Annotated in this window: 15 protein-coding genes; 5 read left to right on the forward strand and 10 right to left on the reverse strand. The window is 71.0% G+C overall.

Features of this window, described 5'->3' with window-relative positions:
* Window positions 1-212 precede the first annotated feature (212 nt).
* The 5 genes from ACFWXC_RS03310 to ACFWXC_RS03330 are packed head-to-tail and all read left to right on the forward strand — an operon-like array spanning window position 213 to window position 6,754.
* Window positions 213-1,523, forward strand: a complete 1,311-nt coding sequence (locus ACFWXC_RS03310) for an ABC transporter substrate-binding protein (RefSeq protein WP_384472209.1) — start codon at window positions 213-215, stop codon at window positions 1,521-1,523.
* 9 nt (window positions 1,524-1,532) lie between these two features.
* Complete coding sequence (locus tag ACFWXC_RS03315) at window positions 1,533-2,513, forward strand: carbohydrate ABC transporter permease (RefSeq protein ID WP_384472212.1); 981 nt, start codon at window positions 1,533-1,535, stop codon at window positions 2,511-2,513.
* On the forward strand, window positions 2,510-3,397 hold the full coding sequence (locus ACFWXC_RS03320) for a carbohydrate ABC transporter permease (protein WP_351748913.1): 888 nt from the start codon (window positions 2,510-2,512) through the stop codon (window positions 3,395-3,397). The genes ACFWXC_RS03315 and ACFWXC_RS03320 overlap by 4 nt, the downstream gene beginning before the upstream one ends.
* A gap of 25 nt (window positions 3,398-3,422) precedes the next feature.
* Window positions 3,423-4,745 (forward strand): glycoside hydrolase family 36 protein, encoded by a 1,323-nt coding sequence (locus ACFWXC_RS03325; protein ID WP_384472216.1) that lies wholly within the window; start codon window positions 3,423-3,425, stop codon window positions 4,743-4,745.
* Window positions 4,742-6,754, forward strand: coding sequence for a beta-galactosidase (locus ACFWXC_RS03330; protein WP_384472219.1), 2,013 nt, complete (start codon window positions 4,742-4,744; stop codon window positions 6,752-6,754). The genes ACFWXC_RS03325 and ACFWXC_RS03330 overlap by 4 nt, the downstream gene beginning before the upstream one ends.
* A gap of 91 nt (window positions 6,755-6,845) precedes the next feature.
* On the opposite strand, the gene ACFWXC_RS03335 is transcribed toward ACFWXC_RS03330, so the two are convergent.
* The 10 genes from ACFWXC_RS03335 to ACFWXC_RS03380 all read right to left on the reverse strand — a co-directional run bounded on the left by ACFWXC_RS03335 (window position 6,846) and on the right by ACFWXC_RS03380 (window position 24,045).
* A complete protein-coding gene (locus ACFWXC_RS03335; protein WP_384472222.1) occupies window positions 6,846-7,511 on the reverse strand; it encodes an NUDIX domain-containing protein in 666 nt (221 codons plus the stop codon).
* 238 nt (window positions 7,512-7,749) lie between these two features.
* Window positions 7,750-9,516: an ABC transporter ATP-binding protein gene (locus ACFWXC_RS03340; RefSeq protein WP_384472225.1), complete on the reverse strand. Its 1,767-nt coding sequence runs from the start codon at window positions 9,514-9,516 to the stop codon at window positions 7,750-7,752.
* 222 nt (window positions 9,517-9,738) lie between these two features.
* Complete coding sequence (locus ACFWXC_RS03345) at window positions 9,739-10,959, reverse strand: ROK family transcriptional regulator (protein WP_384472227.1); 1,221 nt, start codon at window positions 10,957-10,959, stop codon at window positions 9,739-9,741.
* A gap of 114 nt (window positions 10,960-11,073) precedes the next feature.
* A complete protein-coding gene (locus ACFWXC_RS03350) occupies window positions 11,074-14,172 on the reverse strand; it encodes an alpha-mannosidase (protein ID WP_384472230.1) in 3,099 nt (1,032 codons plus the stop codon).
* Window positions 14,165-16,099, reverse strand: coding sequence for a DUF2264 domain-containing protein (locus ACFWXC_RS03355; RefSeq protein WP_384472233.1), 1,935 nt, complete (start codon window positions 16,097-16,099; stop codon window positions 14,165-14,167). The genes ACFWXC_RS03350 and ACFWXC_RS03355 overlap by 8 nt, the downstream gene beginning before the upstream one ends.
* The gene (locus ACFWXC_RS03360; protein ID WP_384472236.1) at window positions 16,096-17,745 is read right to left on the reverse strand and encodes an ABC transporter substrate-binding protein; all 1,650 of its coding nucleotides are present in this window, start codon (window positions 17,743-17,745) and stop codon (window positions 16,096-16,098) included. Before ACFWXC_RS03360 ends, ACFWXC_RS03355 begins: the two co-directional genes overlap by 4 nt.
* Window positions 17,742-18,683, reverse strand: a complete 942-nt coding sequence (locus ACFWXC_RS03365; RefSeq protein ID WP_384472239.1) for a carbohydrate ABC transporter permease — start codon at window positions 18,681-18,683, stop codon at window positions 17,742-17,744. The genes ACFWXC_RS03360 and ACFWXC_RS03365 overlap by 4 nt, the downstream gene beginning before the upstream one ends.
* Entirely contained in the window at window positions 18,680-19,657 is a 978-nt protein-coding gene (locus ACFWXC_RS03370; protein WP_384472242.1) for an ABC transporter permease, read from the reverse strand. Before ACFWXC_RS03370 ends, ACFWXC_RS03365 begins: the two co-directional genes overlap by 4 nt.
* A 280-nt stretch (window positions 19,658-19,937) precedes the next feature.
* Entirely contained in the window at window positions 19,938-20,894 is a 957-nt protein-coding gene (locus tag ACFWXC_RS03375; protein ID WP_384472537.1) for a hydroxyacid dehydrogenase, read from the reverse strand.
* Between the two features lie 121 nt (window positions 20,895-21,015).
* The gene (locus ACFWXC_RS03380) at window positions 21,016-24,045 is read right to left on the reverse strand and encodes an alpha-mannosidase (RefSeq protein WP_384472245.1); all 3,030 of its coding nucleotides are present in this window, start codon (window positions 24,043-24,045) and stop codon (window positions 21,016-21,018) included.
* Window positions 24,046-24,059: the final 14 nt, after the last annotated feature.

Below are 24,059 nucleotides of genomic sequence, written 5' to 3' on the forward strand. Positions count from 1 at the left end.
ATCGTCCCGCTCTGTTCAACAAACCGGCAGGCAACCATGTCGATTACGTTTCGGGCAAGAGACGGGTGAGAGGGACGCAGGCTATTGACGCATGAGCGGACAAGCGGCTGTTATTGCGCCCACGATGTTCGGCCGAGTTGGTTTCTGATCGGTTTCGGGACCTTTCGGAGATCAACTCTCCCCTTGCCGAACCCTGTTACTCAGGAGCCGCCATGCGCATCTCCCCGTCCGGTCTTCACCTGCCGGGTCCGAGCCGCCGTAACGTTCTGCGTGGGGCCGGTTCGGCCGCCCTTCTCGCCGGCGGCATACCCCTGCTCTCCGCGTGCGGCGGCAGCGGATCCTCCTCCGACCCGAAGACGGTCTCTCTCGGCTCCAACGGCTCGGACGCCGTGCCGAAGAAGGCCTACGCGGAGATGTACGCGACCTTCAAGAAGCAGTCGGGCATCACGGTCGACGTCAACACGAAGGACCACAACACCTTCCAGGAGCAGATCAACTCCTACCTTCAGGGCACGCCGGACGACGTGTTCAACTGGTTCGCCGGGTACCGGATGCAGTTCTTCGCGAAGAAGGGCCTCGCCACCCCGATCGACGAGGTCTGGGACAAGATCGGCGACGGCTTCCCCGACGCGATGAAGAAGCTCAGCAAGGGCGAGGACGGCAAGTACTACTTCGTGCCGCTGGACACCTACCCCTGGGCGATCTTCTACCGCAAGAGCGTCTTCCAGGAGAAGGGCTACACCGTTCCCACCACCTGGGACGCCTTCGTGGCCCTGTGCAAGCAGATGAAGCAGGACGGCCTGGTCCCGATCGCCTTCGGCGACAAGGACGCGTGGCCGGCGATGGGCACCTTCGACCAGCTCAACTTCCGCATCAACGGGTACGACTTCCACGTCGACCTGATGGGCGGCAAGGCCGAGTGGACCGACCCGAAGGTCAAGGCCGTCTTCGACCACTGGGCCGAGATCCTCCCCTACCACCAGGACGGCTTCATGGGCCGCACCTGGCAGGACGCCGCGCAGACCCTGGTCTCCAAGAAGGCCGGCATGTACCTCCTCGGCTCCTTCGTGGCCCAGCAGTTCACCAACAAGGCCGACCTGGACGACCTCGACTTCTTCGCCTTCCCGGAGATCAACTCCGCGTACGGCCAGGACACCGTCGAGGCGCCCACCGACGGCTACATGGTCAGCAAGTCCCCGAAGAACAAGAGCGGCGCCTTCAAGCTGATGGAGTACCTCGGCACCCCCGCGGCCGAGCAGATCTACCTCAAGGCCGACTCCAGCGTGGTCGCCGCCTCCTCCAAGGCGGACACTTCGTCGTACTCCGCCCTGCAGAAGAAGGCGTACGACATGATCAGCAACGCCAAGAGCCTGACCCAGTTCATGGACCGCGACTCCCGCCCGGACTTCACCTCGACGGTGATGCAGCCCGGCCTGCAGAAGTTCCTGCAGAACCCGAAGGGCGTCGACAGTCTGCTCTCGTCGATCGAGCGCCAGAAGAAGACCATCTTCGCGTCCGAGTGAGCCGACTGAATGACGACTGAAACCACCACGAAGTCCCAGGAGGCGGCCGCCGTGCCGCCTCCTGGGCGCGCGTCCGAGAAGAAGCGGGTCCGGCAGGGGCACAAGCGCCTGCTGACCCGCCGCGACCGCATCACGCTGGCCTTCATGGCCGGCGTGCCGACGGTCCTCCATGTCCTGCTCGTCTGGGTGACCGCACTCGCCTCGATCCTGCTGGCCTTCACCACCTGGGACGGCATCGGCTTCGACTCCATCAAGTGGGTCGGGCTCGACAACTTCCAGCAACTCTTCAGCGACAACCCGCAGTTCTGGCCCGCGGTCCAGCACAACGTCATCTGGTTCGTCGTCCTCATCCTGATCCCGACGCCGTTCGGCCTGTTCCTGGCCGTGCAGTTGGACAAGAGGATCCGGTTCACCCGGGTCTACCAGACGGCGTTCTTCCTGCCGGTCGTCATCTCCATGGCGTGCATCGGGTTCGTCTGGCAGCTGATCTACAACCCGGACACGGGCCTGATCAACAGCATCATCGGCGCCAACAAGCCGGGCCACTACATCGACTGGATCGGTGACCCGAAGCTCAACCTGTGGGCGGTCCTGATCGCCGCGTCCTGGCGGCACGCCGGCTACATGATGATCCTCTACCTGGCCGGCCTGAAGAGCGTCGACCCGTCGCTGCGCGAGGCCTCGGCCCTCGACGGCGCCAACGAGTGGCAGACGTTCAAGAACGTCATCTTCCCGACCCTGCGGCCGACCAACACGGTCGTCCTGGTCGTCACCATCATCGAGGCGCTGCGCGCCTTCGACCTGGTCTTCGTCTTCAACAAGGGCGCCCAGGGCACCGAGTTGCTCTCCATCCTGGTGACCAACAACATCATCGGCGAGTCCAGCCGCATCGGTTACGGCTCGGCGATCGCGGTGGTGCTGCTGTTCATCTCCCTGATCGTGATCATCCCGTATCTGATCGCGACCTTCCGGAAGGAGCGGCGCGCATGAGCACCGTGAGCGCGCTGGCCAAACAGCGCACCCCGATCCGTCCGGCCCGCGTCCTGCTGCATGTCTTCCTCGCCGTCACGGCGCTGGCATGGCTCGCCCCGCTGCTGTGGGCGATCTTCTCGGCGCTGCGCCCGTACAGCGAGACCAGCGACCGCGGTTACGTGTCCTGGCCGCACACGCTGAACTTCGACAACTTCAAGAACGCGTTCACGCAGTCGGACATGACCCACTACTTCATGAACACGTTGATCATCGCGGTCCCGGCCGTGCTGCTCACGCTGTTCCTGTCGTCGATGGTCGCGTTCTACGTCAGCCGCTTCGACTTCCGGCTCAACCTGGCGCTGCTGCTGGTGTTCACGGCGGGCAACCTGCTGCCGCAGCAGGTCATCATCACCCCGCTGTACCGGCTGTACCTGCTGACGAACCTGCCGGGCATCACGGAGAGCGGCAAGCTGTACGACTCGGCGCTCGGCCTGGTGCTGATCCATGTGGCGTTCCAGTCCGGGTTCTGCGCGTTCGTGCTCAGCAACTACATGCGGTCGCTGCCGCACGAGCTGACCGAGGCCGCGCTGGTGGACGGCGCGTCGGTGTGGCGGCTGTACTGGCAGATCACGCTGCCGCTGTGCCGGCCGGCGATGGCGGCCCTGGCGACCCTGTTGTCGATCTGGATCTACAACGACTTCTTCTGGGCCCTGGTGCTGATCTCGACCGGAGAGAACATGCCGATCACCTCGGCGCTGAACAACCTCTCGGGCCAGTACTTCACCGACCCGAACCTGGTCGCCGCAGGCTCCCTGCTCACCGCGATCCCGACGCTGGTCGTGTACTTCGCGCTCCAGAAGCAGTTCGTCAGCGGTCTGACCCTGGGCTCCGCCAAGGGCTGACCCGCCCCCTCCGAAAGAGAACCCCGTGCACAACCCGTTCACCCCGGTCGCCGCCCTGCCCGTGGACACGCGCACCGCCCGTGTCCACGAGGAGGGCTGGCAGTCCTGGTCGCCGAGCGGCTCCTACGCCCTCGGCGCCGCCCCGCACCGCCCGACGAACGACAACTGGGCGACCGTGTGCTACCGCCCCGGCCGCGGAGTGCCCGCCGGGGCCTTCCAGGGCGAGGGCCTGCTGGCGCTCGACCCGGGGGACGGTTCCCCGGTCCGGCTCTGGGCGGCGACGGACCCGCTGCACGAGGTGCCGTCGGTCCGGCTGACCGTCGCCGGCGGTGTCGCCGAGGTCGAGGCCGACGGCCCGGTCAAGGAGTGGACCGGCGCGGACATCCAGTCCGCGCTGGCCGACTGGGCCGACTCCCTGGCCCTGCCGGCGCCCCGCCCGGCACCCACCGTCTGGTGCTCCTGGTACGAGTACTTCACGGCCGTCACCGAGGACGACATCCACGAGAACCTGCGCGCGATGGACACCCTCGACCTGCCGATCGACGTGGTGCAGATCGACGACGGCTACCAGAGCGCCCTGGGCGACTGGCTGAACCTCTCCGGCCGCTTCCGCTCCCGGCGGGGCATCGCGGACGCCATCCGCGCCCGCGGCCGCCGGGCGGGCATCTGGACGGCGCCCTTCCTGGTCGACCCGGCGAGCGCGCTCGCCGAGACGTACCCGGACTGGCTGGTCCGCGACCCCGACGGCAACCCGCTGCACGCGGGCCGCAACTGGGGCCACGACCTGTACGTCCTGGACACCACCCACCCGGCCGCCGCGGCCTACCTCACCGACGTCTTCGCCACGCTCCGCGCCGAGGGCTACGACTACTTCAAGGTCGACTTCCTCTACGCGGGTGCGCTGGACGGCGTACGGCACTCGGGCGCGGACCCGCTCACCGCGTACCGGCTCGGGATCGCGCTGATCCGGGAGGCCATCGGCGCCGACGCCTACCTCCTCGGCTGCGGTGCGCCGATCCTGCCCTCCATCGGCCTGTTCGACGCGATGCGGGTCAGCCCGGACACGGCCCCGCACCGCCGCCCCCAGGCCGGTGACTACAGCCAACCGGGCCAGGACCCGGCCGAGTTCACCGGTGTCGGCCGCCAGTGGCAGCACGGCCGGCTCTGGATCAACGACCCCGACTGCCTGATGGCCCGCCCCGCCGTGGAGACCCGCGCCCGCTGGGCGGCCCATGTGGAGGCCGTCGGCGGCCTGGTCGCCTCCAGCGACCGGCTGCTCTCCCTCGACCCGTGGGGCGTGGACACGACCCGCCGCCTTCTCACCGGAGCAACCGGAGTCAGCCGATGAGCGACCGCACCCTCTCCGTCCCGGGCATCGTCTACGGCGGCGACTACAACCCCGAGCAGTGGCCCGAGGAGGTGTGGGCCGAGGACGTCCGTCTGATGCGCGAGGCGGGCGTCACCATGGTGAGCGTCGGCATCTTCTCGTGGGCGCTGATGGAGCCCTCCGAGGGCGTCCACGACTTCTCGCGGATGGACAAGGTCCTCGACCTCCTCCACGAGAACGGCATCGCCGCCGACCTCGCCACCCCGACGGCCGCCCCGCCGGCCTGGTTCTTCCGCGCCCACCCCGAGGCGCTCCCGGTGGACCACGACGGCCGCACCCTGTCGTACGGCAGCCGGCAGACGTTCTGCCCGAGCAGCCCCGCCTACCGCGAGGCCGCGCTCAGGATCGCGGGCGCCCTCGCCGAGCGGTACGCGAGCCACCCGGCCGTGAAGATGTGGCACGTCCACAACGAGTACGGCTGCCACAACGCGGCCTGCTACTGCGACACCAGCGCGGAGTCCTTCCGCCGCTGGCTGCGGGCCCGGTACGGCGACGACCTGGCCGCCCTCAACCACGCCTGGGGCACCACCTTCTGGAGCCAGTGGTACTACGACTGGGACGAGATCCTGCCGCCCCGCGCGACCGGTGCCGTACCCAACCCGACGCACCAGCTGGACTGGCGGCGCTTCTGCTCGGACGAGCTGCTGTCGCTGTACACGGCGGAGCGGGACGTCCTCCGGGAGGCGGCGCCCGCGATCCCCGCCACCACCAACTTCATGGTGATGCACAACTTCGACGCCCTCGACTACTGGCGCTGGGCACCGGAGCTGGACGTGGTGGCCAACGACCACTATCTGATGTCCGCCGACCCCGAGTCGGAGATCGACGTCGCGCTGAGCGGCGATCTGATGCGGTCGCTGGCGGGCGGGCCGTGGCTGCTGATGGAGCACTCGACGGGCGCGGTCAACTGGCAGCCCGTCAACCGGGCCAAGAACCCCGGTGAGTTGCGCCGCAACGCGCTCGCCCATGTGGCGCACGGTGCGGACGGCATCTGCTACTTCCAGTGGCGGGCGGCGAAGGCCGGCGCCGAGCAGTGGCACTCGGCGATGCTGCCGCACGCCGGGACCGACAGCCAGATCTGGCGGGACGTGGTCCGGCTGGGCGCGGATCTGGGGGCGTTGGCGGAGGTGCGGGGCAGCACCGGCACCGCCGAGGTGGCCGTCGTCTGGGACTGGGACGCCCGCTGGGCGCTGGAGTTCCCCTCCCAGCCGAGCGGCGAGCTGCGCTACCTGGACCTGGCCCGCGCCTGGTACGAGCCGCTGTGGCGGGCGGGCGTGGCCGTGGACTTCGTCCGGCCGGACGCGGACCTGTCGGCGTACAAGGTGGTCCTGGCCCCGAACCTGTACCTGGTGGACGACGCCGGCGCGGCCAACCTGACGTCCTTCGCCGAGGCCGGCGGCACCCTCGCCGTCGGCTTCCACAGCGGCATGGTGGACGAGAACAGCCATGTGCGGCTGGGCGGTTACCCGGGTGCGTTCCGGGAGGTCCTGGGCGTCCGCACGGACGAGCTGTTCCCGCTGCTGCCGGGTGAGCGGGTGGCGCTGAGCGAGGGCGGCACGGGCTCGCTGTGGTCGGAGCGGGTGCGGCCGGAGGGCGCCGAGGTGGTCACGTCCTACGCCGACGGCCCTGTGACCGGTGTCCCGGCGGTGACGCGGCACGCGTACGGCACCGGCAGCGCCTGGTACCTGGCGACCCTGCCGGACGCGGAGACCCTGGCGGGCCTGCTCGACCGGATCCGCACGGAGGCGGGTGTGGCCGCGGGCCGTACCGCGCCGGCGGGCGTGGAGGTCGTCCTGCGGCGCGGGGCGGACGCGGACTATGTGTTCGTCATCGACCATGCCGGGGAGGGGGCCGAGGTCGCGGTGGCGGCCGGAGCGGTGGAGCTGCTCTCCGGGAAGCCGGTCGACGGGACGGTTGTCGTGGCGCCGGGCGACATCGCCGTCGTGCGGGAGCGCCGGGCGTTCGCCTAGCGCCGAGCCGACAAGGCCGTTCGGCGACTGCGAGTCCGTCGTGGCTGGTCGCGCAGTTCCCCGCGCCCCTTCGGGGGCGCGGGGGCTGGTCTCACTTGGATGCGAACGGGCCTTCCAGTGCTGCCCATTGGAGCAGCATGATGGTCTTCGCGTCGGCGATCTCGCCCGTCCGGATCATCTCCAGGGCCCGGCGGAAGGGGAGTTCGAGGATCTCGATGTCCTCGCCCTCCTCGTCCAGGCCGCCGCCCTCGTGGGTGCGGGTGGAAGGGCCGTAGGCGGCCGCGTAGAAGGAGATCCGTTCGGTGACCGAGCCGGGGCTCATGTAGACGTCGAAGACGTGCTGGACGGCGCCGACCGTGTGGCCGGTCTCCTCGACGACCTCCCGGCGGACCGCGTGTTCCGGGTGTTCGTCGGCGGCGTCCAGGAGGCCCGCCGGGGTCTCGACCAGCATGCCGTCGGGGTGGCCGTTGACGTATACCGGGAAGCGGAACTGGCGGGTGAGCAGGACGGTTTCGCGCTCGGCGTCGTAGAGGAGGAGCGTCGCGCCGTTGCCGCGGTCGTGGGTCTCGCGTTCCTCGGTGTGCCAGGTGCCGTCGGCGTGCCGGTAGTCGAAGGTGGTGGCCCGCTCGACGTACCAGTGGCTGGACAGCAGTCTCACCTCCCGGACCTTCACACGCGGGTTGCCGGTCAGGTCCAGGCCGGTGCGGTCGAGTCCGGTGCGGCCCCGGCGGTCGGGGGTGTCGGTCCCGGCGGTCATCGCAGGCCTGCCGGGCGGGCGGGGGCGTTCAGGTCGGTCATGATCACCTGTCTACCACCCGCCCGTGTCCGGCCAGCGTCTTCCAAGCAGGCCGGGCGAAGTTCCCTACGGGTCGGCAGCGCCCCGTAAGGGGCGCTGGGGGTCCCCCCGGCCGGGGGCTGGGGGAGGAACTGCGCGACCAGCCACGACGGCGCCGCGGGCGACCGACAACCGACACCCGCGCCACCCAGCGAAGCCCTCAGTGCACTTCGGCCCGTGCCGGGTCCTCGTCGAGGAAGCCGCCCGACTGGTGCTGCCACAGCTTGGCGTAGGCGCCCTCGGCGGCGAGCAGTTCGTGGTGCGTGCCCTGCTCGACGATCCGGCCGCGGTCCAGGACCACGAGCCGGTCCATGGAGGCGACCGTGCTCAGCCGGTGCGCCACCACGAGCGCCGTACGCCCCTCCATGAGCCGCCACAGCGCCTCCTGGACGAGCATCTCGCTCTCGGAGTCCAGCGCACTGGTCGCCTCGTCCAGGAGCAGGATCGGGGCGTCCCGCAGGATCGCCCGGGCGAGGGCGACCCGCTGGCGCTGGCCGCCGGAGAGCTTGACGCCCCGCTCGCCGACCATCGTGTCGAAGCCGTCCGGCAGTGCGTCGGCAAACTCCGTGACGTGGGCCGCCTCGGCGGCGAGCCGGATCTCGGTGTCACTGGCGTCGGGCCGGGCGAAGGCGATGTTGTCCCGCAGGGTCCGGTGGAACATCGCCGGGTCCTGCGGGACGTAGGCGATCTGGCGGCGCAGGTCGGTCTGGCGCAGCCGGCTGATGTCCTGGCCGCCGATGGTGATCCGTCCGGCGTCGATGTCGGTCATCCGCAGCAGCAGCCGGGTGAGCGTGGTCTTGCCGCCTCCCGACCGGCCGACGAAGCCGAACTTCGAGCCGCTGGGCACGTCCAGCTCAAGCCCTTCGAACAGCGGTTTGGCACCCGCGTGGGTGAAGGAGACCTTCTCGAAGCGGACGTCGGCGGCCCGGGGTGCGAGCGGTTCCGGGGTGACCGGGTCCAGCACGACCGGCGGCTCCAGAAGCAGTTCGGTGAACTGGGCCGCCTCCGTCATGGAGCTCTCCATGCGCCGGTAGATCTGGTTGAACTCGAACATGATCCGGGTCGCGTTGGTGTAGTAGGTGAACGCGACCACGACCCCCTCCACACTGTGCCCGCCGCCGGCCAGGCCCACCGCGAGCAGCAGGCCCAGCGCGTTGGTCGCGACGGACATCGGCGCGACGAACGTGTCGATGCGCAGGTTGCCGTAGTCCCAGGAGCGCAGGGTGCGCCGCCTCGACTCGGCCACCCGGGACCGGTGTTCGGCGGCCTCCCGCTCCTCCGCGGCGAACGCCCGGACCGTGTCCATGTTCATCAGGCTGTCGGCGACATGGCCGGACACCCGCGCGATGGCCTCCTCCCGCTGGGCGACCAGCCGCTGCCGCCGCCGGATCAGCGGCACCACGCATACCGCGGTGACCGCGATCATCGTCAGCAGCGCGACGACCAGGAGCGGTTCGTAGCGCCACAGCACCACCGACCCGAACAGCAGGGGCACGAAGCTGCCCACGATGTTGAAGGTGAGCGTGTCGGCGAACTCCTCGAAGCGGGTGGCGAAGCTCAGCACCCGCTTGGTGAGCGACCCCGCGAAGTTGTCGTGGAAGAACGCGGAGTCCTTGGCGAACAGTTCGTCCATGCCGATGACGTACAGCTGCTCGATGCCGAGCGCGTCCAGACGGTTCAGGCAGTGCAGACCGATCCGCCAGAACACCTCCGCCAGGAGCAGGACACCGCCGAAGCCGAGGACGTACGGCAGTGCGGCGCCGAAGCCCATTGCGTGGTCGTCGGCGATCCGGCCGACCAGCTTGGCGACGACCAGCGGAGCCACGTAGTTGATTCCGATGTTGCCGAGCGCCGGCAGCAGCATTCCGGGCAGGGTGAACCGCTTGAGCCGCGCCAGTTCCCGTCCGTAGTAACGAAGTGCGAGCATGACGGCACCTTTTTGCGGTCCGCTCGCCGGTAAATCGACCGAGGATGTCATCTCAACCCTGTGTGATCGTCGCACGGCATGCCGAGTCGGCCGCCGCATGTGCGCGGCGGCCTGGAATCGGCAGGTCAGGAAAGGGAAGTGTGCCGCGACGGCGGCCACGGAGTCCACGTGTTTTCCGGACGGCGGCTACTGAGCGAACACACGGTCGACGCTCCTGCGGGCTCAGCCCAGCAGCAGTGACCTCGGCTGGGCGGAGAGCGCCTGGTCGAGGACGAGGGAGGCCGCGCCCACGGCGGCGACGTTCTCGCCGAGGGTGGTGGAGACCACCGTCGTGGGGTGGGTCGCCTTCACGAACGGGGAGCGGGCGACCATCGCTTCGATGACGGGCAGCAGGCGGCCGGCGAGCAGCTTCCAGGTCGGTCCGCCGAACACGATGGTGTCGACGTCCAGCAGCGTCGCCGCCGCGCAGACGCCCCGCCCGATCCGGATCGCGAGGCGCTCGATGATGCCGTCCGCCTGGGCCTCGCCCTCGGCCGCGAGCACCGCGAGGCGCTCCAGACCGCGCTGGGCGTCGGCCGGGTTCGTCACCGTGTACTCGGCGCCGAGCACGCCCAGGGCGACGGCCTCCTCGACGAGCGTCTTGGTCGAGGCGGCGGCACCGAGGCCGCCGACCTCGCCCGCGTTCCCGGAGACCCCGCGCAGCACGGTGTCCTCCACCACCAGGCCCATGCCGGAGCCGGTGCCGAGGTAGAAGAAGAGCAGGTTGCGGCTGTCGGTGGCGGCTCCCGTCCAGCGCTCGGCGACGACGGCGGCCGTGACGTCCTTGTCCAGCAGCGCCGGGAATCCGGTGGCCTCGCTGAGCCGGTCGCGCAGCGGGTAGCGGCCCCAGCCGGGCAGTTCGGGCGGGTCCACGACCCAGCCGGCGTCCGCGTCGATGGGGCCCGGCGCGGCGATCCCGAGGCCGAGGACCCGCTCCCGGTCGGCGCCCGACTCGGCCACGATCGCGGACACCGAGGCCGCCATGTCCGCGGCGATCGCGTCGGTGTCGCCGCCGCTCGGCGTCACCACACTGCGCTGGGCGACGACGGTGCCGAGCAGATCCACCAGGACGCAGGTGATGACCGCCGGGTCGAGGTGCACACCCACCGCGTACCGGGACGCGGGGTCGATCTCCAGGAGGGTGCGGGGCTTTCCGCTGCCGGTGCTCCGCTTGCCCGACTCCCGTGCGATGCCCTGGTCGATCAGCCGGCGGGTGATGTTCGAGACCGTCTGCGCGGACAGCCCGGTGGCCTGGGCGAGTTCCACCCGGCTCAGGCCGGTGGGGTGGCGGCGGATGGCGTCCAGGATGACGGACTCGTTGAAGTCACCGAGGCGCGGCAGGTTGGTACCACGCCGGATGGTGGGCTTCCCGGTGCTCGCCGTGGTCCCCGTCGTGCTCGTCAACGTGCTTCTCCCTGCCTCGGCCGGCGGCACCCCGCGTCCGCTCCTCCGACGCATTCAGTTGGTGGAATGTTATGCCACGGCTGTGTGGCCGGGGATGGTCCTCGCGCGTACACGTCAGGCACCGTCCGAGGGTCCGGCGGCCGGGCGCAGGCGCAGGGTGCGGATCTGGAACGGCCGGAACCGAAGGTCGACGGCGGCCTCGCCGGACCGGAGCGCGAGCCGCCGTTCCGGCCGCTCCAACAGGTCGCAGTCGTGTACGGCGGCGGTCGCGAAGCCCGTCGACAGACGTGCCGAGACCGCTCCCCCGCAGGCCTCGTACAGGCGCACCACGAGGTCGCCGCTGCGGTCGTCGGCGAGCTTCACCGACTCCACCACCACGTCGGTGGTGTCGAGGGCGACCAGCGGCCGGGCCTGGGCCGGGGCGGGCCGCAGCGGCAGGTTCATGGCGTAGCCGCCGGCGACGGCTTCCTCGATCCCGGCACCGGCGAGGAGTGCGTAACCGAAGCGGTGCCGGCCGCGGTCGGCCCCCGGGTCGGGGCTGTGCGGGGCGCGCAGCAGGGAGAGCCGGAGGGTCGTGGTCGTACCTCCGTCGTCGCGTGTGTCGCGGCGGACGTCGTGCCCGTAGGTGGAGTCGGTGAGCAGGGCGGCGCCCCAGTGCCGTTCGCCGACGTGCACCCAGCGGTGCGCCCACAGTTCGAAGCGGGCCGCGTCCCAGCTGGTGTTCTCGTGGGTGGGCCGCCGGACGTGCCCGAACTGGATCTCGGCGCTCTCCTGGTCCGCGTGCACGTCCAGCGGCCAGGCCGCCTTCAGCACGGTGTCGCGCTCCTGCCAGTCGATGTCGTTGCGGACGGTCACCCGGCGGCTCTCGGCGGCCACCTCGATGTGCTGGACGAACCGTGAGGCGCCGTGGACGCGCTCGACCCGCACCGCGGCGAGCAGCGGTCCCTCGTCCACGAGCGTCACCGACTCGGCCTCGTCCAGGTCGTGGACGGTGTCCCGGTAGTACGGGTCGAGGTTCCACGCCGACCACAGGTTCGGGTCGTCCGGGTGGAGTTGGAGGAGGTTGCCGGCGCCGCCGGGGGCGATGGCCTCGCGCCGGGCGGCGTGGTCGTACACCGAGGTGAGCAGACCGCGCCGGTCGACGACGACCGTCAGCACGCCGTTGCCGAGGACGAAACCGCCGTCCCGGGCGGTGGCGGTGACCGAGCCCCGGTGCTCGTCCACCGTGCCGCCGGAGGCGAGCGCGCCGGCCTCGGCGAGGACGGCCGTACGCCCGTCGGACAGGCGCTGGCCGCCGGCGGACTCGGGGACGACCACCACCTCACGGCGGGCGTACGGCCCGGCGTTGAGCAGGGCGGCCGGGCCGGGGAGTGCGGCGACGGCCTCGGCGATCAGCGTCTCCAGCTCCGCGTGGATCTCCGCGTACTCCCGCTCGGCCTGCTGGTGCACCCAGGCGATGGACGAGCCGGGCAGGATGTCGTGGAACTGGTTGAGCAGCACCCGCCGCCACAGTGCCTCCAGCCGCTCGTACGGGTACGGCGCCCCGGCTTGGACGGCGGCCGTGGCGGCCCACAGCTCGGCCTCGCGCAGCAGTGCCTCGGCGCGCCGGTTGCCGCGCTTGGTGCGGGCCTGGCTGGTGTAGGTGCCGCGGTGGTTCTCCAGGTACAACTCGCCCCGCCACACGGGTAGTTGGTCGTGCTCGGCGCGGGCCGCGGCGAAGAACGTGTCCGGGGACTCGATGACGACCCTGGGCGAGCCCTCCAGGTCGCGCAGGCGGCGGGCCTTCTCCAGCATCGAGCGGGTGGGGCCGCCCCCGCCGTCGCCGTGGCCGAACGGGGCCAGCGAGCGGGTGGCCACCCCCTTCTCCGCGAAGTTCTGTTCGGCGTGCGCAAGTTCGGCCGCAGTGAGGGAGGCGACGTAGCTGTCGACGGGCGGGAAGTGGGTGAAGATCCGCGATCCGTCGATGCCCTCCCAGGCGAAGGTGTGGTGCGGCAGCTTGTTGGTCTCGTTCCAGGAGAGCTTCTGGGTGAGGAACCAGCGGGCGCCGGCCAGTTTGGCGAGCTGGGGGTAGGCGGCGGTGTAGCCGAACGAGTCGGGCAGCCACACTCCGTGCTGCTCGACGCCGAACTCCTCCGCGAAGAACCGCCGCCCATAGACGAGTTGGCGGGCCAGTGCCTCGCCGCCGGGCAGATTGCCGTCGGCCTCCACCCACATGCCGCCCACCGGCACCCAGGTGCCGTCGGCGGCGGCCTTCTTCATCCGGGCGAAGATCTCCGGCCGCTGCTCCTTCATCCACGCGTACTGCTGTGCCGAGGAGCAGGCGAAGACCAGCTCGGGGTACTCCTGCGCCAGCGTGGTCATGTTGGTGAAGGTGCGGGCGCACTTGCGCACGGTCTCCCGGACCGGCCACAGCCACGCCGAGTCGATATGGGCGTGGCCGACCGCGGCGACCGTGTGCGCGGAGGCGTGCGCGGGCCGGGACAGTACGTCGGCCAGGCGCCGGCGGGCCGCGGGTGCCGTCCTCGCCACGTCGGCCGGGTCGACGGCGTCGGCGGCGCGCCGCAGCGCGTGCAGGATCTCGTGCCGTCGGCTGGAACCGACCGGCAGTTCGTGCATCAGCTCGTCGAGCACCTCGATGTCGTGGACGAGGTGCCACACCTCCTCCTCGCGCACCGCGATCTCGGCCTGTACGAGCCGGTAGAGGGGCGCGGTACCCGCGGTGTCGGGCGAGCCGTAGTGGACGCCCACGCCGGCGCTGGCGACGATCGGCGGGTTGGCGGCCAGCTCGACCAGCAGGTCGACCCGGTCGCCGCCGGTGGCGGAGGCGGCGAGGAGCACGGTCCGGTGGTACGGGTGCAGGCCCTGGATGGGCGCGCCCTGGGCGTCGTGGACCAGGCCCTCCGCCTGGCCGCCGGGTCCCTTGGTCAGGTCGAAGCCCAGGTCGAAGACGGCCTCGACCCGGCGGCCCGCCCACTCCTCGGGGATGTCCGCGGTCGCCCGCAGCCAGGTCGTGGCCCAGGGGCCGCCCCAGGTGGAGCCGAGCGTGAAGGGCGTGTAGTCGGCGCGCAGCGCGTCGGCCACCGGGACCGGTTCGCCGTCCACGAACCAGGCGTGCAGTTCGAAGGGGCGCGCGGCGCTGTAGAGGGCGGGGCGGACGACCCGGTCCAGCAGCTTGCGGATCCGGGTCTCGATGATCCGGCGGTCGTCATGCATCGTGCTGGTCCTTCCGGACGTCGTGCTCGGGGGCGGGCAGCCGGACGGTGTCCTGGGCACCGTCCGGCCAGGTCACGTCCGCGAGCAGGGTGGTGCCCTCGGCGCGGGTGGTGATGCGGGGCAGGGCGGCGGGGTCGGCGCCGCCGAGGTGGATCAGGGCGATGTGGAGGGTGCCGTGGGCGACGGGTCCTTCGGTCTCCACGACAGGGGTCGCGGACGGGGAGCCGAGGGCGTTGCTGTCGATGCCGGGGACCACGGTGGCCCGGGGCAGTCCCCGCACGTCCACGACCAGCGAGACCAGCCCGTCCTCGCCCACCACCCGGGCGGCACCGCCGTCCGCCCGGCCCGCCAGGGCCCAGCCGCCGATGCGCAGCACCTGCCCGTCGCCGGGATCGCCGTCGACGCGTACGGCCCGTACCTCGACCGAACCGCGCAGCGCGGACCCGACGGTGATCCAGGGGCCGGGCGTGTAGCGGGTGTCGGGGCCGCCGAACGGGTCCCAGGTCGTGTCCTCGGGCCAGTGCGCGCGGGAGCGCGAGACCGCCGTGCCGCCGTCCAGGGCCACCCTGGTCGCGGGCCGTCGGTGCGAGGCGCGGCCGGCCGTGTCCAGCAGCACGACCGCGTTGTCGAGCGGGTCGGCTCGCACGGCGCCGGCCGTGGGGTCCCCGGGTGTCTCGGGTGCCGTGTGCGTGGAGTAGGCGAAGCGCGCGTAGCAGGGGTCGTCGGCGTGTGGCCGGCCCGGGTCGGCGTGGTCGCCACCGTGGTTGACGACGCGGACGACTCCGTCGTCGGCGGTGCCGGAGACGAGCCAGCCGGGTGCGGTCAGGGATCGGACGAAGTCGCCTTGCTCCACGGCGAGTCGCGACTCCTGTTCCGTCCACACCGGGTGGTCCGGCGGCAGCAGGAGGCCGATGAAGCCCTTCGAGGCCCAGTACGGGGAGGCGGGGCCCGAGTACACCTGGAGGAGGCCGCGGAACGGGCGCCGCCAGCCGAGGGTGAGCAGCCCGTCCGGGTCCGTGCCGAAGGAGCCGAGGTGGTCGAGCATCCGGTTGGCGATCGCCCGGGTCTCCCCCGGCGCCAGCGGTGTGGCGTCGAAGAGTGCGCCGGTCCACAGCGGGGCGAGCGCCGCGTGGCGGTAGGTGAGCGAGCGGCCCTGGATCAGCGGGGAGCCGTTGGCACCGACCAGCAGCCGCTGGTCTTGGAGGAAGCGGTGCAGCCGGGCGCGGTAGCGGTCGAGGAGTCCGGCGGGCGCGGCGGCGCCGAGGATGCGGCAGAACCACAGCGGGTACAGGTGCATGGCCCAGCCGTTGTAGTGGTCGAAGTTGCGGTGCTCGCCGCCGGTGAGTCCGTCGGAGTACCAGCCGCCGCCCGCGTACCAGCCGTCGGTGAGCGCGATGACCCGGTCCAGGTCCTGCTGCCGCCACGTTCCGCCGGCCGTACGGGCGAAGGCCTCGGTGATGCCCTGGAACCAGATCCAGTTGTTGCCGGGCATCGGGTCGCCGGCCATCGGGGCGAGCCAGTCGAGGATCCGCTGTCTGACCCGGTCGTCGAGGCGGTCCCAGATCCAGGGCCGGGTCTCGTGCAGCGCGAGGGCGACGGACGCGGCCTCGACCTTGGCCTGGTTGCACTCGGCGAAGGTCGGCCAGCGGCCCGGGTTCTCCGGGTCGGTGCCGGCGGCCAGTCCGGCCGCGTACCAGCCGGCCAGGTCGTGCGGGTCGGCGCCGCCCGCCCCCGCCAGCCGGAATCCGGCCAGCAGGAACGTGCGGGCGAAGCCTTCCAGGCCGTCACTGCGTACGCCGTTGGCGCTGGGCACGCCGGGCAGCTGGACCAGGGCGTGGTCCTCGGTGGCGTACGGCCGTACGGCGAGCAGCATCCGGTCCGCGGTCCGCTCCCAGTGGGCGCGGTCCTCGGCGGGGGTGCGGTTCATGAGGTGCGGGTCTCCCATGCCTGTTCGAACTCGGCGCGGATCTGGTCGCCGGCTTCCTTCCGCCAGTTCTTCATCGCGTCGTCCCACGCCTTGAGCGGGAGACGGCCCTGCATGACGCCCTTGCGGGTGTCGTCCAGGAGCGTGCCGAACAGCTTGGACTTCTGGGAGTCGGTCGGCGAGTACAGCGGCTCGGCGGGATTGGGGATCAGCACCTTGACGGCTTCCCGCTGGAAGGCGTACTGCTCGTGCACGATGTCCGGCTCGGCCGGGTAGTACAGCGTGAACGGCGCGTCCGTCGCGAAGATGGTCGGCAGCGTGGCCTCGGCCTGGCCCTGCGGGGTGAGGACCGGGTCGGTGCCCTTCAGGGTGTGGTCGGGCCCCCGGACCCCGTACTTGCGCAGCAGGTAGGCGTCGGTGCCGAAGGGGGCCGCCAGGGCGTTCATGGCGCGCAGGATCTGCTGGATGCGGGACTTGGGGGCCTTCTTGACGATGAGGGTGGCGTAGTTGGCCGAGCCCTGCCACTGGCCGCCCGTGCCGCCGTCGTAGCCGGGCGCCATCATGTAGCCGAGTGCGAAGCCCTTGGTCGCCGGGGCGTAGTTGGTGTAGTAGTCGTTCCACGCGGCGGGCGCGTCGGGGTTGATGACGGTCTGTCCGCCGCCGAACCAGTCCTTGGCCTTGCCGAGCACGCTGTACGTGTCCGGGTGCATGACCCCGGCCTTGGTGAGCTCCCGGACCGCGTCGAGGGACTGCCTGGCCTCCTCGGTCTCGTAGTACCAGGTGAACTTGCCGTTCTCCTCGCGCCAGTTGTTGGGGGCCTTCAGCATCTGCATCACGAGGTTCCAGGCGGTGATGCTGTCGCCGAGGGCGTACTGGTTGTTCTTGGGGTCCGTGACGTCCTTGCACAGCTGGACGAACTCGGTCCAGCTCTTCGGGTTCGGGTCGAGCCCGCGCTTGTCGATCAGGTCGAGCCGGGTGTAGGCGGGACCGCCGGAGAGCGGGCGGGGCATGGGCAGCGCGTAGATGCCGCCGTTGCGTACACAGGGCGCCCAGGAGGCGGAGGGGATGTTGGCGAGGTAGGGGTAGTCCCGGATGCGGTCTCCGGACAGGTGCGGGGTGAGGTCCTCGAAGAGCGTGTCCAGCATGTCCGGCGTGGCCGCCGAGTTCTGGTCCGGCCTCAGCATCAGCATCGCGTCGGGCAGGTCGCCGCCCGCGATGGTCACGGCGAACTTGGCCGGGTAGTCGCCGACCGGGGTGATCTCGAAGTTGAGGTCGCAGCCGATGCTTCTGTTCAGGTTCTGCCACAGGACGTTGCGCCCGGCCGGCGGCGGCACCGGGTTGAAGATCAGCGTCATGATGTCGATGCCGGGGCCCTTGGCGGGCGGGCCGTCCGGGAACGCCGTGACCGGGTCGGCCGGGTAGTGCAGATAGCCGGGTGCGACCCCGTCCGCGGTGGCCGGCATCGATGTCGGCACGCCTTTGTACGGGATGTATGTCGGCAGTGGCGCCTGGGCGTTGGCCTCACGCGCGGTGGCGGGGCGGTGGTCCCCGCAGCCGGCCAGGGTCAGGCCCGCCGTGACGCCGGCGGCGGAGGCCAGGAAGCCGCGCCGGCTCAGTCGTCGCGTCCGTGGCTTCATCGGGCTGCTCATCCCTTCACCGCCCCGATCATCACGCCCTTGTTCATGTGCCGTTGCAGGAAGGGGTAGATGACCACGATGGGCACGATCGACAGAACCAGGATCGCCGCCTGCAGCGACTGGGCCGGCGGCAGCGGCGCCCCGGCCGCGACATCCACCTGCCCGCCGCTGAGTGCCGCGTTGTTGACGACGTACGTCCGCAGCACCAGCTGCATGGGCCACTTCGACGCGTCGTTCATGTACAGCAGGGCATTGAAGAACGCGTTCCAGTACGTCACCGCGTAGAACAGGCCGATGACGGCGACGGACGCCTTGGACAGCGGCAGGACGAGCCGGGTGAGGATCTTCCATTCGGAGGCGCCGTCGATCCGGGCCGCGTCGATCAGCTCGCCGGGCAGGCCCATGAAGAAGGAGCGCAGGACGATCACGTTGAACGCGTTGATCATGGTCGGCAGGATCAACGACCAGTAGCTGTTGATCAGATGGAGCTGCTTGACCATCAGATAGCTCGGGATGACACCCGGCACGAACAGCATCGACATCAGCAGGAGCAGCAGCACGGGCTTGTGCCCGAAGGATCCGGGGCGGCTGAGGCCGTACGCCAGGAAAACGGAGGAGACCAGGCTGAGGGCGGTGCCGACGACGGTGACACCCACGCTGACCAGCATGGCCTTGGCGACGATCCCGCCGTTGAGCAGGGCCTTGTAGGCGAGGAGCGTGGGGTGGTCGGGCCACAGGACGTAGCCGCCCGACTTGGTGACCTCCGCGGTGTCGGCGAGCGAGGTCGAGACGATCGCCACGAAGGGCAACACGACCAGGATCACGCAGACCAGCAGGATCAGTGACTTGACGGACCGCCAGGGCAGCGAGCCGGGGGTCTCCCCGGGGACGGCGCTGTAGGCGCGGCGCGGGCGGCGGCGCACGGGATGGGCCGGTGACAGCGTTGTCATGACCGGTAGACACCTTCTTCCCCGAAGAGGTGGGCGATCTTGTTGGCGCCCAGCACGAGCACCACCCCGACCAGGCCCTTGACGAGACCGACGGCGGCGCTGACGCCCCAGTCCCCGGCGATCAGGCCGTGGTTGTAGACGTAGGTGTCGAGCACCTCGCTGTTGTCCAGGCCGACGCCGGTCTGCTGGAGCAGGATCTGCTCGAAGCCGACGGACAGCGCGTCGCCGAGCCGGAGGATCAGCAGCAGGATCACCAGGCCGCGCAGGGCGGGCAGGGTGACGTGCCAGGTCTGCCGCAGGCGGCTGGCGCCGTCCATGGCGGAGGCCTCGTAGAGGTTGTGGTCGACGCGGGAGAGGGCGGCGAGGAAGAGGATCGTGCCCCAGCCGGTGTCCTTCCAGATGACCTGCGAGGTCAGCAGCGTCTTGAACAGCTCGGGGTTGCCGATGATGTTCCAGGTGCCCATGTCGTGGGCCTGGAGGAACAGGTTGACCATGCCGCTGCCGCCCAGCAGCTGCTGGAACAGGGAGACGACGACCACCCAGGACAGGAAGTGCGGCAGGTACAGCACGTTCTGCACCCACTTCTTGACGCGTTCGCTGACCAGGCTGTTCAGGGCGAGCGCCAGCAGGATCGGCGCGGGGAAGACGAACACGACCTGGATCAGGGTGAGTTCGAGGGTGTTGACCAGCGCGTGCAGGAACTGCTCGTCACCGTTGAACAGCACGTCGAAGTTCTTCAGCCCGCTCCACGGGCTGTGCATGATGCCGATGTACGGCTGGTAGTCCTGGAACGCGATGACGTTGCCGAGCAGCGGGATGTAGTGGAACAGCAGCAGGACCACGAGGCCCGGTATCACGAACCAGAACAGAGCCAGGTCCCGGCGGCGCCCCGGCCGGCCCGGCCTTAGGCGGCCTCTGCCCGGCGGCCCGCCCTCCTCGGCCGGACGAGCGGCCGGTTGTTGCAGCGTTGTCATGACGAGAGAGCCCTTTCGCCTAGAGAGACGTGAGACGGGCGTGTTCCGGCCACCCCCCAGGGACCGGCAGAAGTATGTAAATCCAATCGATGGGCTAACGTCAATGCTTCCGACAGGTAAATTCATGCGGTGGGTTCGGCGCCTGTGAGGAGGCGGCGTTGACGCATGCGGGAGGGCGGGCACGACGACAGCCGGAGCCACGAAGTCGCCGGGATCCGGGCGGGCGCCGCTCCTCGGGTGCGCGTGCGGCGGGCGTCGGCCGTGCAGACGGCCGGGGTACTCAGGCCAGTCGGTCCAGCGCCTCGCGGGTCACCTCTCCGAGGAGCGGCTCGCCCGACACCCAGCGCTCGGCCTCCGCCAGCGCGTACTGTCCGAGCCGTCGCAGCTCGCTGCCCTGGGCGCCGGCGATGTGCGGGGTGACCAGCACATTGGGCAGGGACAGCAACGGGTGCCCGGGCGGCAGCGGTTCGGGGTCCGTGACGTCGAGATACGCCTCCAGCCGACCGGACGCGCACTCACGGGTCAGCGCCTCCGTGTCGACGACGGCACCCCGGGCCGTGTTGACGAGCGCCCCGCCGTCGGGGATGAGCGCCAGCATCCCGGCGTCGAGCAGACCGGTCGTCTCCGGCAGCAGCGGGGCGTGCACGCTCACCACCGCCGACCGGCGGCACAGTTCGGCCAGTCCGACCCGCTCGGCGCCCAGCCGGCGCGCCTCCTCGTCCGTCACGTACGGGTCGCTCAGCAGCAGCCGGTGGCCCGCGTCGGACCGGCGCAGCCCGGCCAGCACCCCCCGGCCGATGCGTGACGCGCCGACGATGCCCACCGTGCTGCCGTCGGCGCCGGCACGGCTGCCGAAGGCCGGCCATCCGGCGCCGTGGCCGGCCGCCATGGTGAGCGTGCGCCGTGCGGCGAGCGTGACGAGGGCCAGGGTGTAGGAGACGACGGGGCCGGCGTTGGCGTCGGCCGCCGACGACACGACGATGCCGCGCTCCCACACCGCGTCGCTCACCAGCCCCTTGACGGTGCCGGCGGCGTGCATCACGGCCCGTAGGCGCGGTGCCCGGGCCAGGACGTCGGCGGTGAGGCGCGGGCACCCCCAGCCGCTGATCAGGACCTCCGCCTCGGCGAGGGCGGCGGGGAAGGCCGCGGCCACCGGGCCGGGGGCGAGCCCGACGAGCCGGGAGAGCCGGTCGCGCAGCTCCGCGGGGAGCACCTGCTCGGCGACGACGGGATCCATGACGCAGACGGCCGTGGGCCGGCCGGAGGGGGCGGTCACTGTGCTGGGTCCTCTTTCGATGCGGACGGAAACGGCTCCGGGCCCGGCGGACGCGCCGGGCCCGGAGTGACGGAGCATCACGTCAGGCGCGCGGCAGCCGCAGCGTCACCATCTGGAACGGCCGCAGCGCGAGGACGACCCCGCCGTCCGCCGTACCGGGCCGTTCGGTGCCGGAGAGCCGGCGCTCCAGGAGGTCCGTCAGGACGGCCCGGTCGGCCGCGAACCCGTCGGCGCGGACGACGGCCCGGGCCCGGCCGCCGTTCGCCTCGTACAGCCGTACCACCAGGTCGCCGCCGCGGTCGTCGGCCGGCTTCACCGCGCTGACGACGACGGCGTCGTTGTCGACGGTCACCAGCGGTGCCACCTCGGCGGCGGCTCCGGTGACCCGGCGCTCGGGCAGGTTGGCCCGGTAGCCCTCGCGGACCGCGTCCCCGACCGTCGCGCCCGGCACCAGCGCGTGCCGGAAGCGGTGCACGCCCTGGTCGGTCTCCGGGTCCGGGTAGCGGGGCGCGCGCAGCAGCGACGCCCGTACGGTGGTCGTCGTACCCGTGTCCCCGCTGCCGGTCCGTACCGCGCGGGTCACGTCGTGGCCGTACGTCGAGTCGTTGACGACGGCGACGCCCCAGCCCGGCTCGTCGAGGTGCACGAACCGGTGGTTGCAGGCCTCGAACTTGGCCCACTCCCAGCTGGTGTTCTGATGGGTGGGCCGGTACACATGCCCGAACTGTGTCTCCGCGGCGTACCGGTCGGCCCTCACGTCCAGCGGGAAGGCCAGCTTCAGGAAGCGCTCGGTCTCGTGCCAGTCCACCTCGGTGTCGATGTCGAGGCGCTTGGCGTCCGCCGGGACCGACAGCAGCTGGGTGACCCGGGACCCGCCGAAGACCCGCTCGACACGCACCGCGTCACCCTCGACGGCGAGTTCGGCCACGTCCGTGAGGTCGCTGCCGACGTTCCGGTAGAAGGCGTCGACGTCCCAGGCGTCCCACTGGTTGGGGAAGTCGGGGTGCAGCTGGAGCAGGTTGGCCGCCTGCCCGGGGGCGATCGACTCCCGGTCCGCGGCGATGTCGTACGCCGAGACCACCAGTCCGCGCCCGTCGATCTCGACCCGCAGCAGACCGTTGTCGAGGAGGTAGCCGCCGTCCGCGCGCGGGACGGGGGTCACCGTGCCGCCCTGGGTGACCGGTGTCGCGGCACCTCCCGCGGGGACCGAACTCCGGTCGTGTGGCGCGGAGTTGAAGACAAGACTCCGCGTCCCCTCCCCCGCCAGGGCCCGCTGCGCCGCGTCGATGATCTCGTCGAGTTCGGCGGCGACCCGCTGATAGGTCGCCCGGGCCTCGCGGTGCACCCAGGCGATCGACGAACCGGGCAGGATGTCGTGGAACTGGTGGAGCAGGACCGTCTTCCAGATCCGGTCCAGCTCCTCGTACGGGTAGGGAAACCCGGTCCGTACCGCCGCCGTGGTCGCCCACAGCTCGGCCTCCCGCAGGAGGTGCTCGCTGCGCCGGTTGCCCTGCTTGGTCCCCGCCTGGCTGGTGAGGGTGGCACGGTGCAGTTCGAGGTACAGCTCGCCCACCCACACCGGCGGGTCGGGATACTCGGCCTCGGCCTTGGCGAAGAAGTCGGCGGGGGCCTCCCAGGTGACGGCCGCCGAGCCCTCCAGGCTGCGCAGCCGGGCCGCCTTGGCGACCATCTCGCGGGTGGTGCCGCCGCCCCCGTCGCCGTAGCCGGTCGGCGCGAGGGAGCGGGTCGCGGCGCCCTTCTCCTTGAAGTTCCGGGCCGCGTGCGCGATCTGACGTCCGGTCATCTCGCAGTTGTAGGTGTCGACGGGCGGGAAGTGGGTGAAGACGCGGGAGCCGTCGATGCCCTCCCACCGGAAGGTGTGGTGCGGGAAGCTGTTGGTCCGGCTCCAGGAGATCTTCTGGGTGAGGAGCCGGGTGGAGCCCGCCGCCCTGATGATCTGCGGGAGCCCGGCGGCGAAGCCGAAGGTGTCCGGCAGCCACGCCTCGTCGTTCTCGACACCGAACTCGTCCAGGAAGAACCGCTTCCCGTGCACGAACTGACGGGCCATCGCCTCCGAACCCGGCATGTTGGTGTCCGACTCCACCCACATCCCGCCCGCCGGCACGAACCGCCCGTCCGCGACCGCCTTCTTCACCCTGGCGTACACCTCGGGCCGGTGCTCCTTGATCCAGGCGTACTGCTGCGCCTGCGACATGGTGAAGACGAAATCGGGCTCCTCCTCCAGGAGGGCCGTCATGTTGGCGGTCGTACGGGCCACCTTGCGGACCGTCTCGCGCAGCGGCCACAGCCACGCCGAGTCGATGTGCGCATGACCGACCGCGCTGATGCGATGGGCGGCCGGGCCGGCCGGGACGGCGAGGACCTCGGCGAGACACGAACGGGCCTGCCGCGCCGTGCCGTTCACGTCCTGGAGGTCCACGGCGTCCAGCGCCCGGCCCACCGCGCGCAGGACCTCCCAGCGGCGCGCGCCGTCGACGGGCAGCTCCGCCATGAGTTCGCCGAGGACCTCCAGGTCCATGACCAGGTTCCACACCGTCTCGTCGAAGACGGCCAGCCGCATCTCGCCCAGCACGTACTGGGGCGCGTCACCGGCGGTCGCCCGGTCGCCCATCGGGGTCGGCCGGAACGGCACACCGCTCGCGTCGAGGTCGGGGTTGGAGGCGGCCTCGATGTGCCAGTGGACCTGTTCCCCGCCGGCCACGGGTGAGCCGACGCGGACATGGGAGTTGCGGGGGTGGAGGCCCTTGACCGGGGTGCCGTCGGGCCGGTACACGAGACCCTCGCACTGGAAGCCGGGGGTGCGCGGGGTGAAGCCGAGGTCGAGGACGGCCTCGACGGTACGGCCCGCCCAGTCGGCGGGGACCGTGCCGGTGACCTTGAACCAGCTGGTCCCCCACGGCGTGCCCCACGAGGTGCCCGGGGTGATGGGCCGGGTGGGGGCGGCCAGCCCCTCGGCCACCGGGACGGGTTCGTCCGGGGTGGACCAGATCTCCACGGCCAGGGGTGTGGTGACGGGGTGGACGGCGGGACGGATGCGCTCCCTCAGGACGCGTTCCAGGCGTGCTTCGACCAGGTTCCGGTCGTCGTGCATGAAGGGGGTCTCCT

The sequence above is a fragment of the Streptomyces sp. NPDC058683 genome, assembly GCF_042716195.1.
GTDB lineage: Bacteria > Actinomycetota > Actinomycetes > Streptomycetales > Streptomycetaceae > Streptomyces.

Coding starts and splice junctions, on each gene's coding strand:
- ACFWXC_RS03310 (WP_384472209.1), top strand. CDS start 213: ATGCGCATCTCCCCGTCCGGTCTTCACCTGCCGGGTCCGAGCCGCCGT.
- ACFWXC_RS03315 (WP_384472212.1), top strand. CDS start 1,533: ATGACGACTGAAACCACCACGAAGTCCCAGGAGGCGGCCGCCGTGCCG.
- ACFWXC_RS03320 (WP_351748913.1), top strand. CDS start 2,510: ATGAGCACCGTGAGCGCGCTGGCCAAACAGCGCACCCCGATCCGTCCG.
- ACFWXC_RS03330 (WP_384472219.1), top strand. CDS start 4,742: ATGAGCGACCGCACCCTCTCCGTCCCGGGCATCGTCTACGGCGGCGAC.
- ACFWXC_RS03335 (WP_384472222.1), bottom strand. CDS start 7,511: ATGACCGCCGGGACCGACACCCCCGACCGCCGGGGCCGCACCGGACTC.
- ACFWXC_RS03340 (WP_384472225.1), bottom strand. CDS start 9,516: ATGCTCGCACTTCGTTACTACGGACGGGAACTGGCGCGGCTCAAGCGG.
- ACFWXC_RS03350 (WP_384472230.1), bottom strand. CDS start 14,172: ATGCATGACGACCGCCGGATCATCGAGACCCGGATCCGCAAGCTGCTG.
- ACFWXC_RS03355 (WP_384472233.1), bottom strand. CDS start 16,099: ATGAACCGCACCCCCGCCGAGGACCGCGCCCACTGGGAGCGGACCGCG.
- ACFWXC_RS03360 (WP_384472236.1), bottom strand. CDS start 17,745: ATGAGCAGCCCGATGAAGCCACGGACGCGACGACTGAGCCGGCGCGGC.
- ACFWXC_RS03365 (WP_384472239.1), bottom strand. CDS start 18,683: ATGACAACGCTGTCACCGGCCCATCCCGTGCGCCGCCGCCCGCGCCGC.
- ACFWXC_RS03370 (WP_384472242.1), bottom strand. CDS start 19,657: ATGACAACGCTGCAACAACCGGCCGCTCGTCCGGCCGAGGAGGGCGGG.
- ACFWXC_RS03375 (WP_384472537.1), bottom strand. CDS start 20,894: ATGGATCCCGTCGTCGCCGAGCAGGTGCTCCCCGCGGAGCTGCGCGAC.
- ACFWXC_RS03380 (WP_384472245.1), bottom strand. CDS start 24,045: ATGCACGACGACCGGAACCTGGTCGAAGCACGCCTGGAACGCGTCCTG.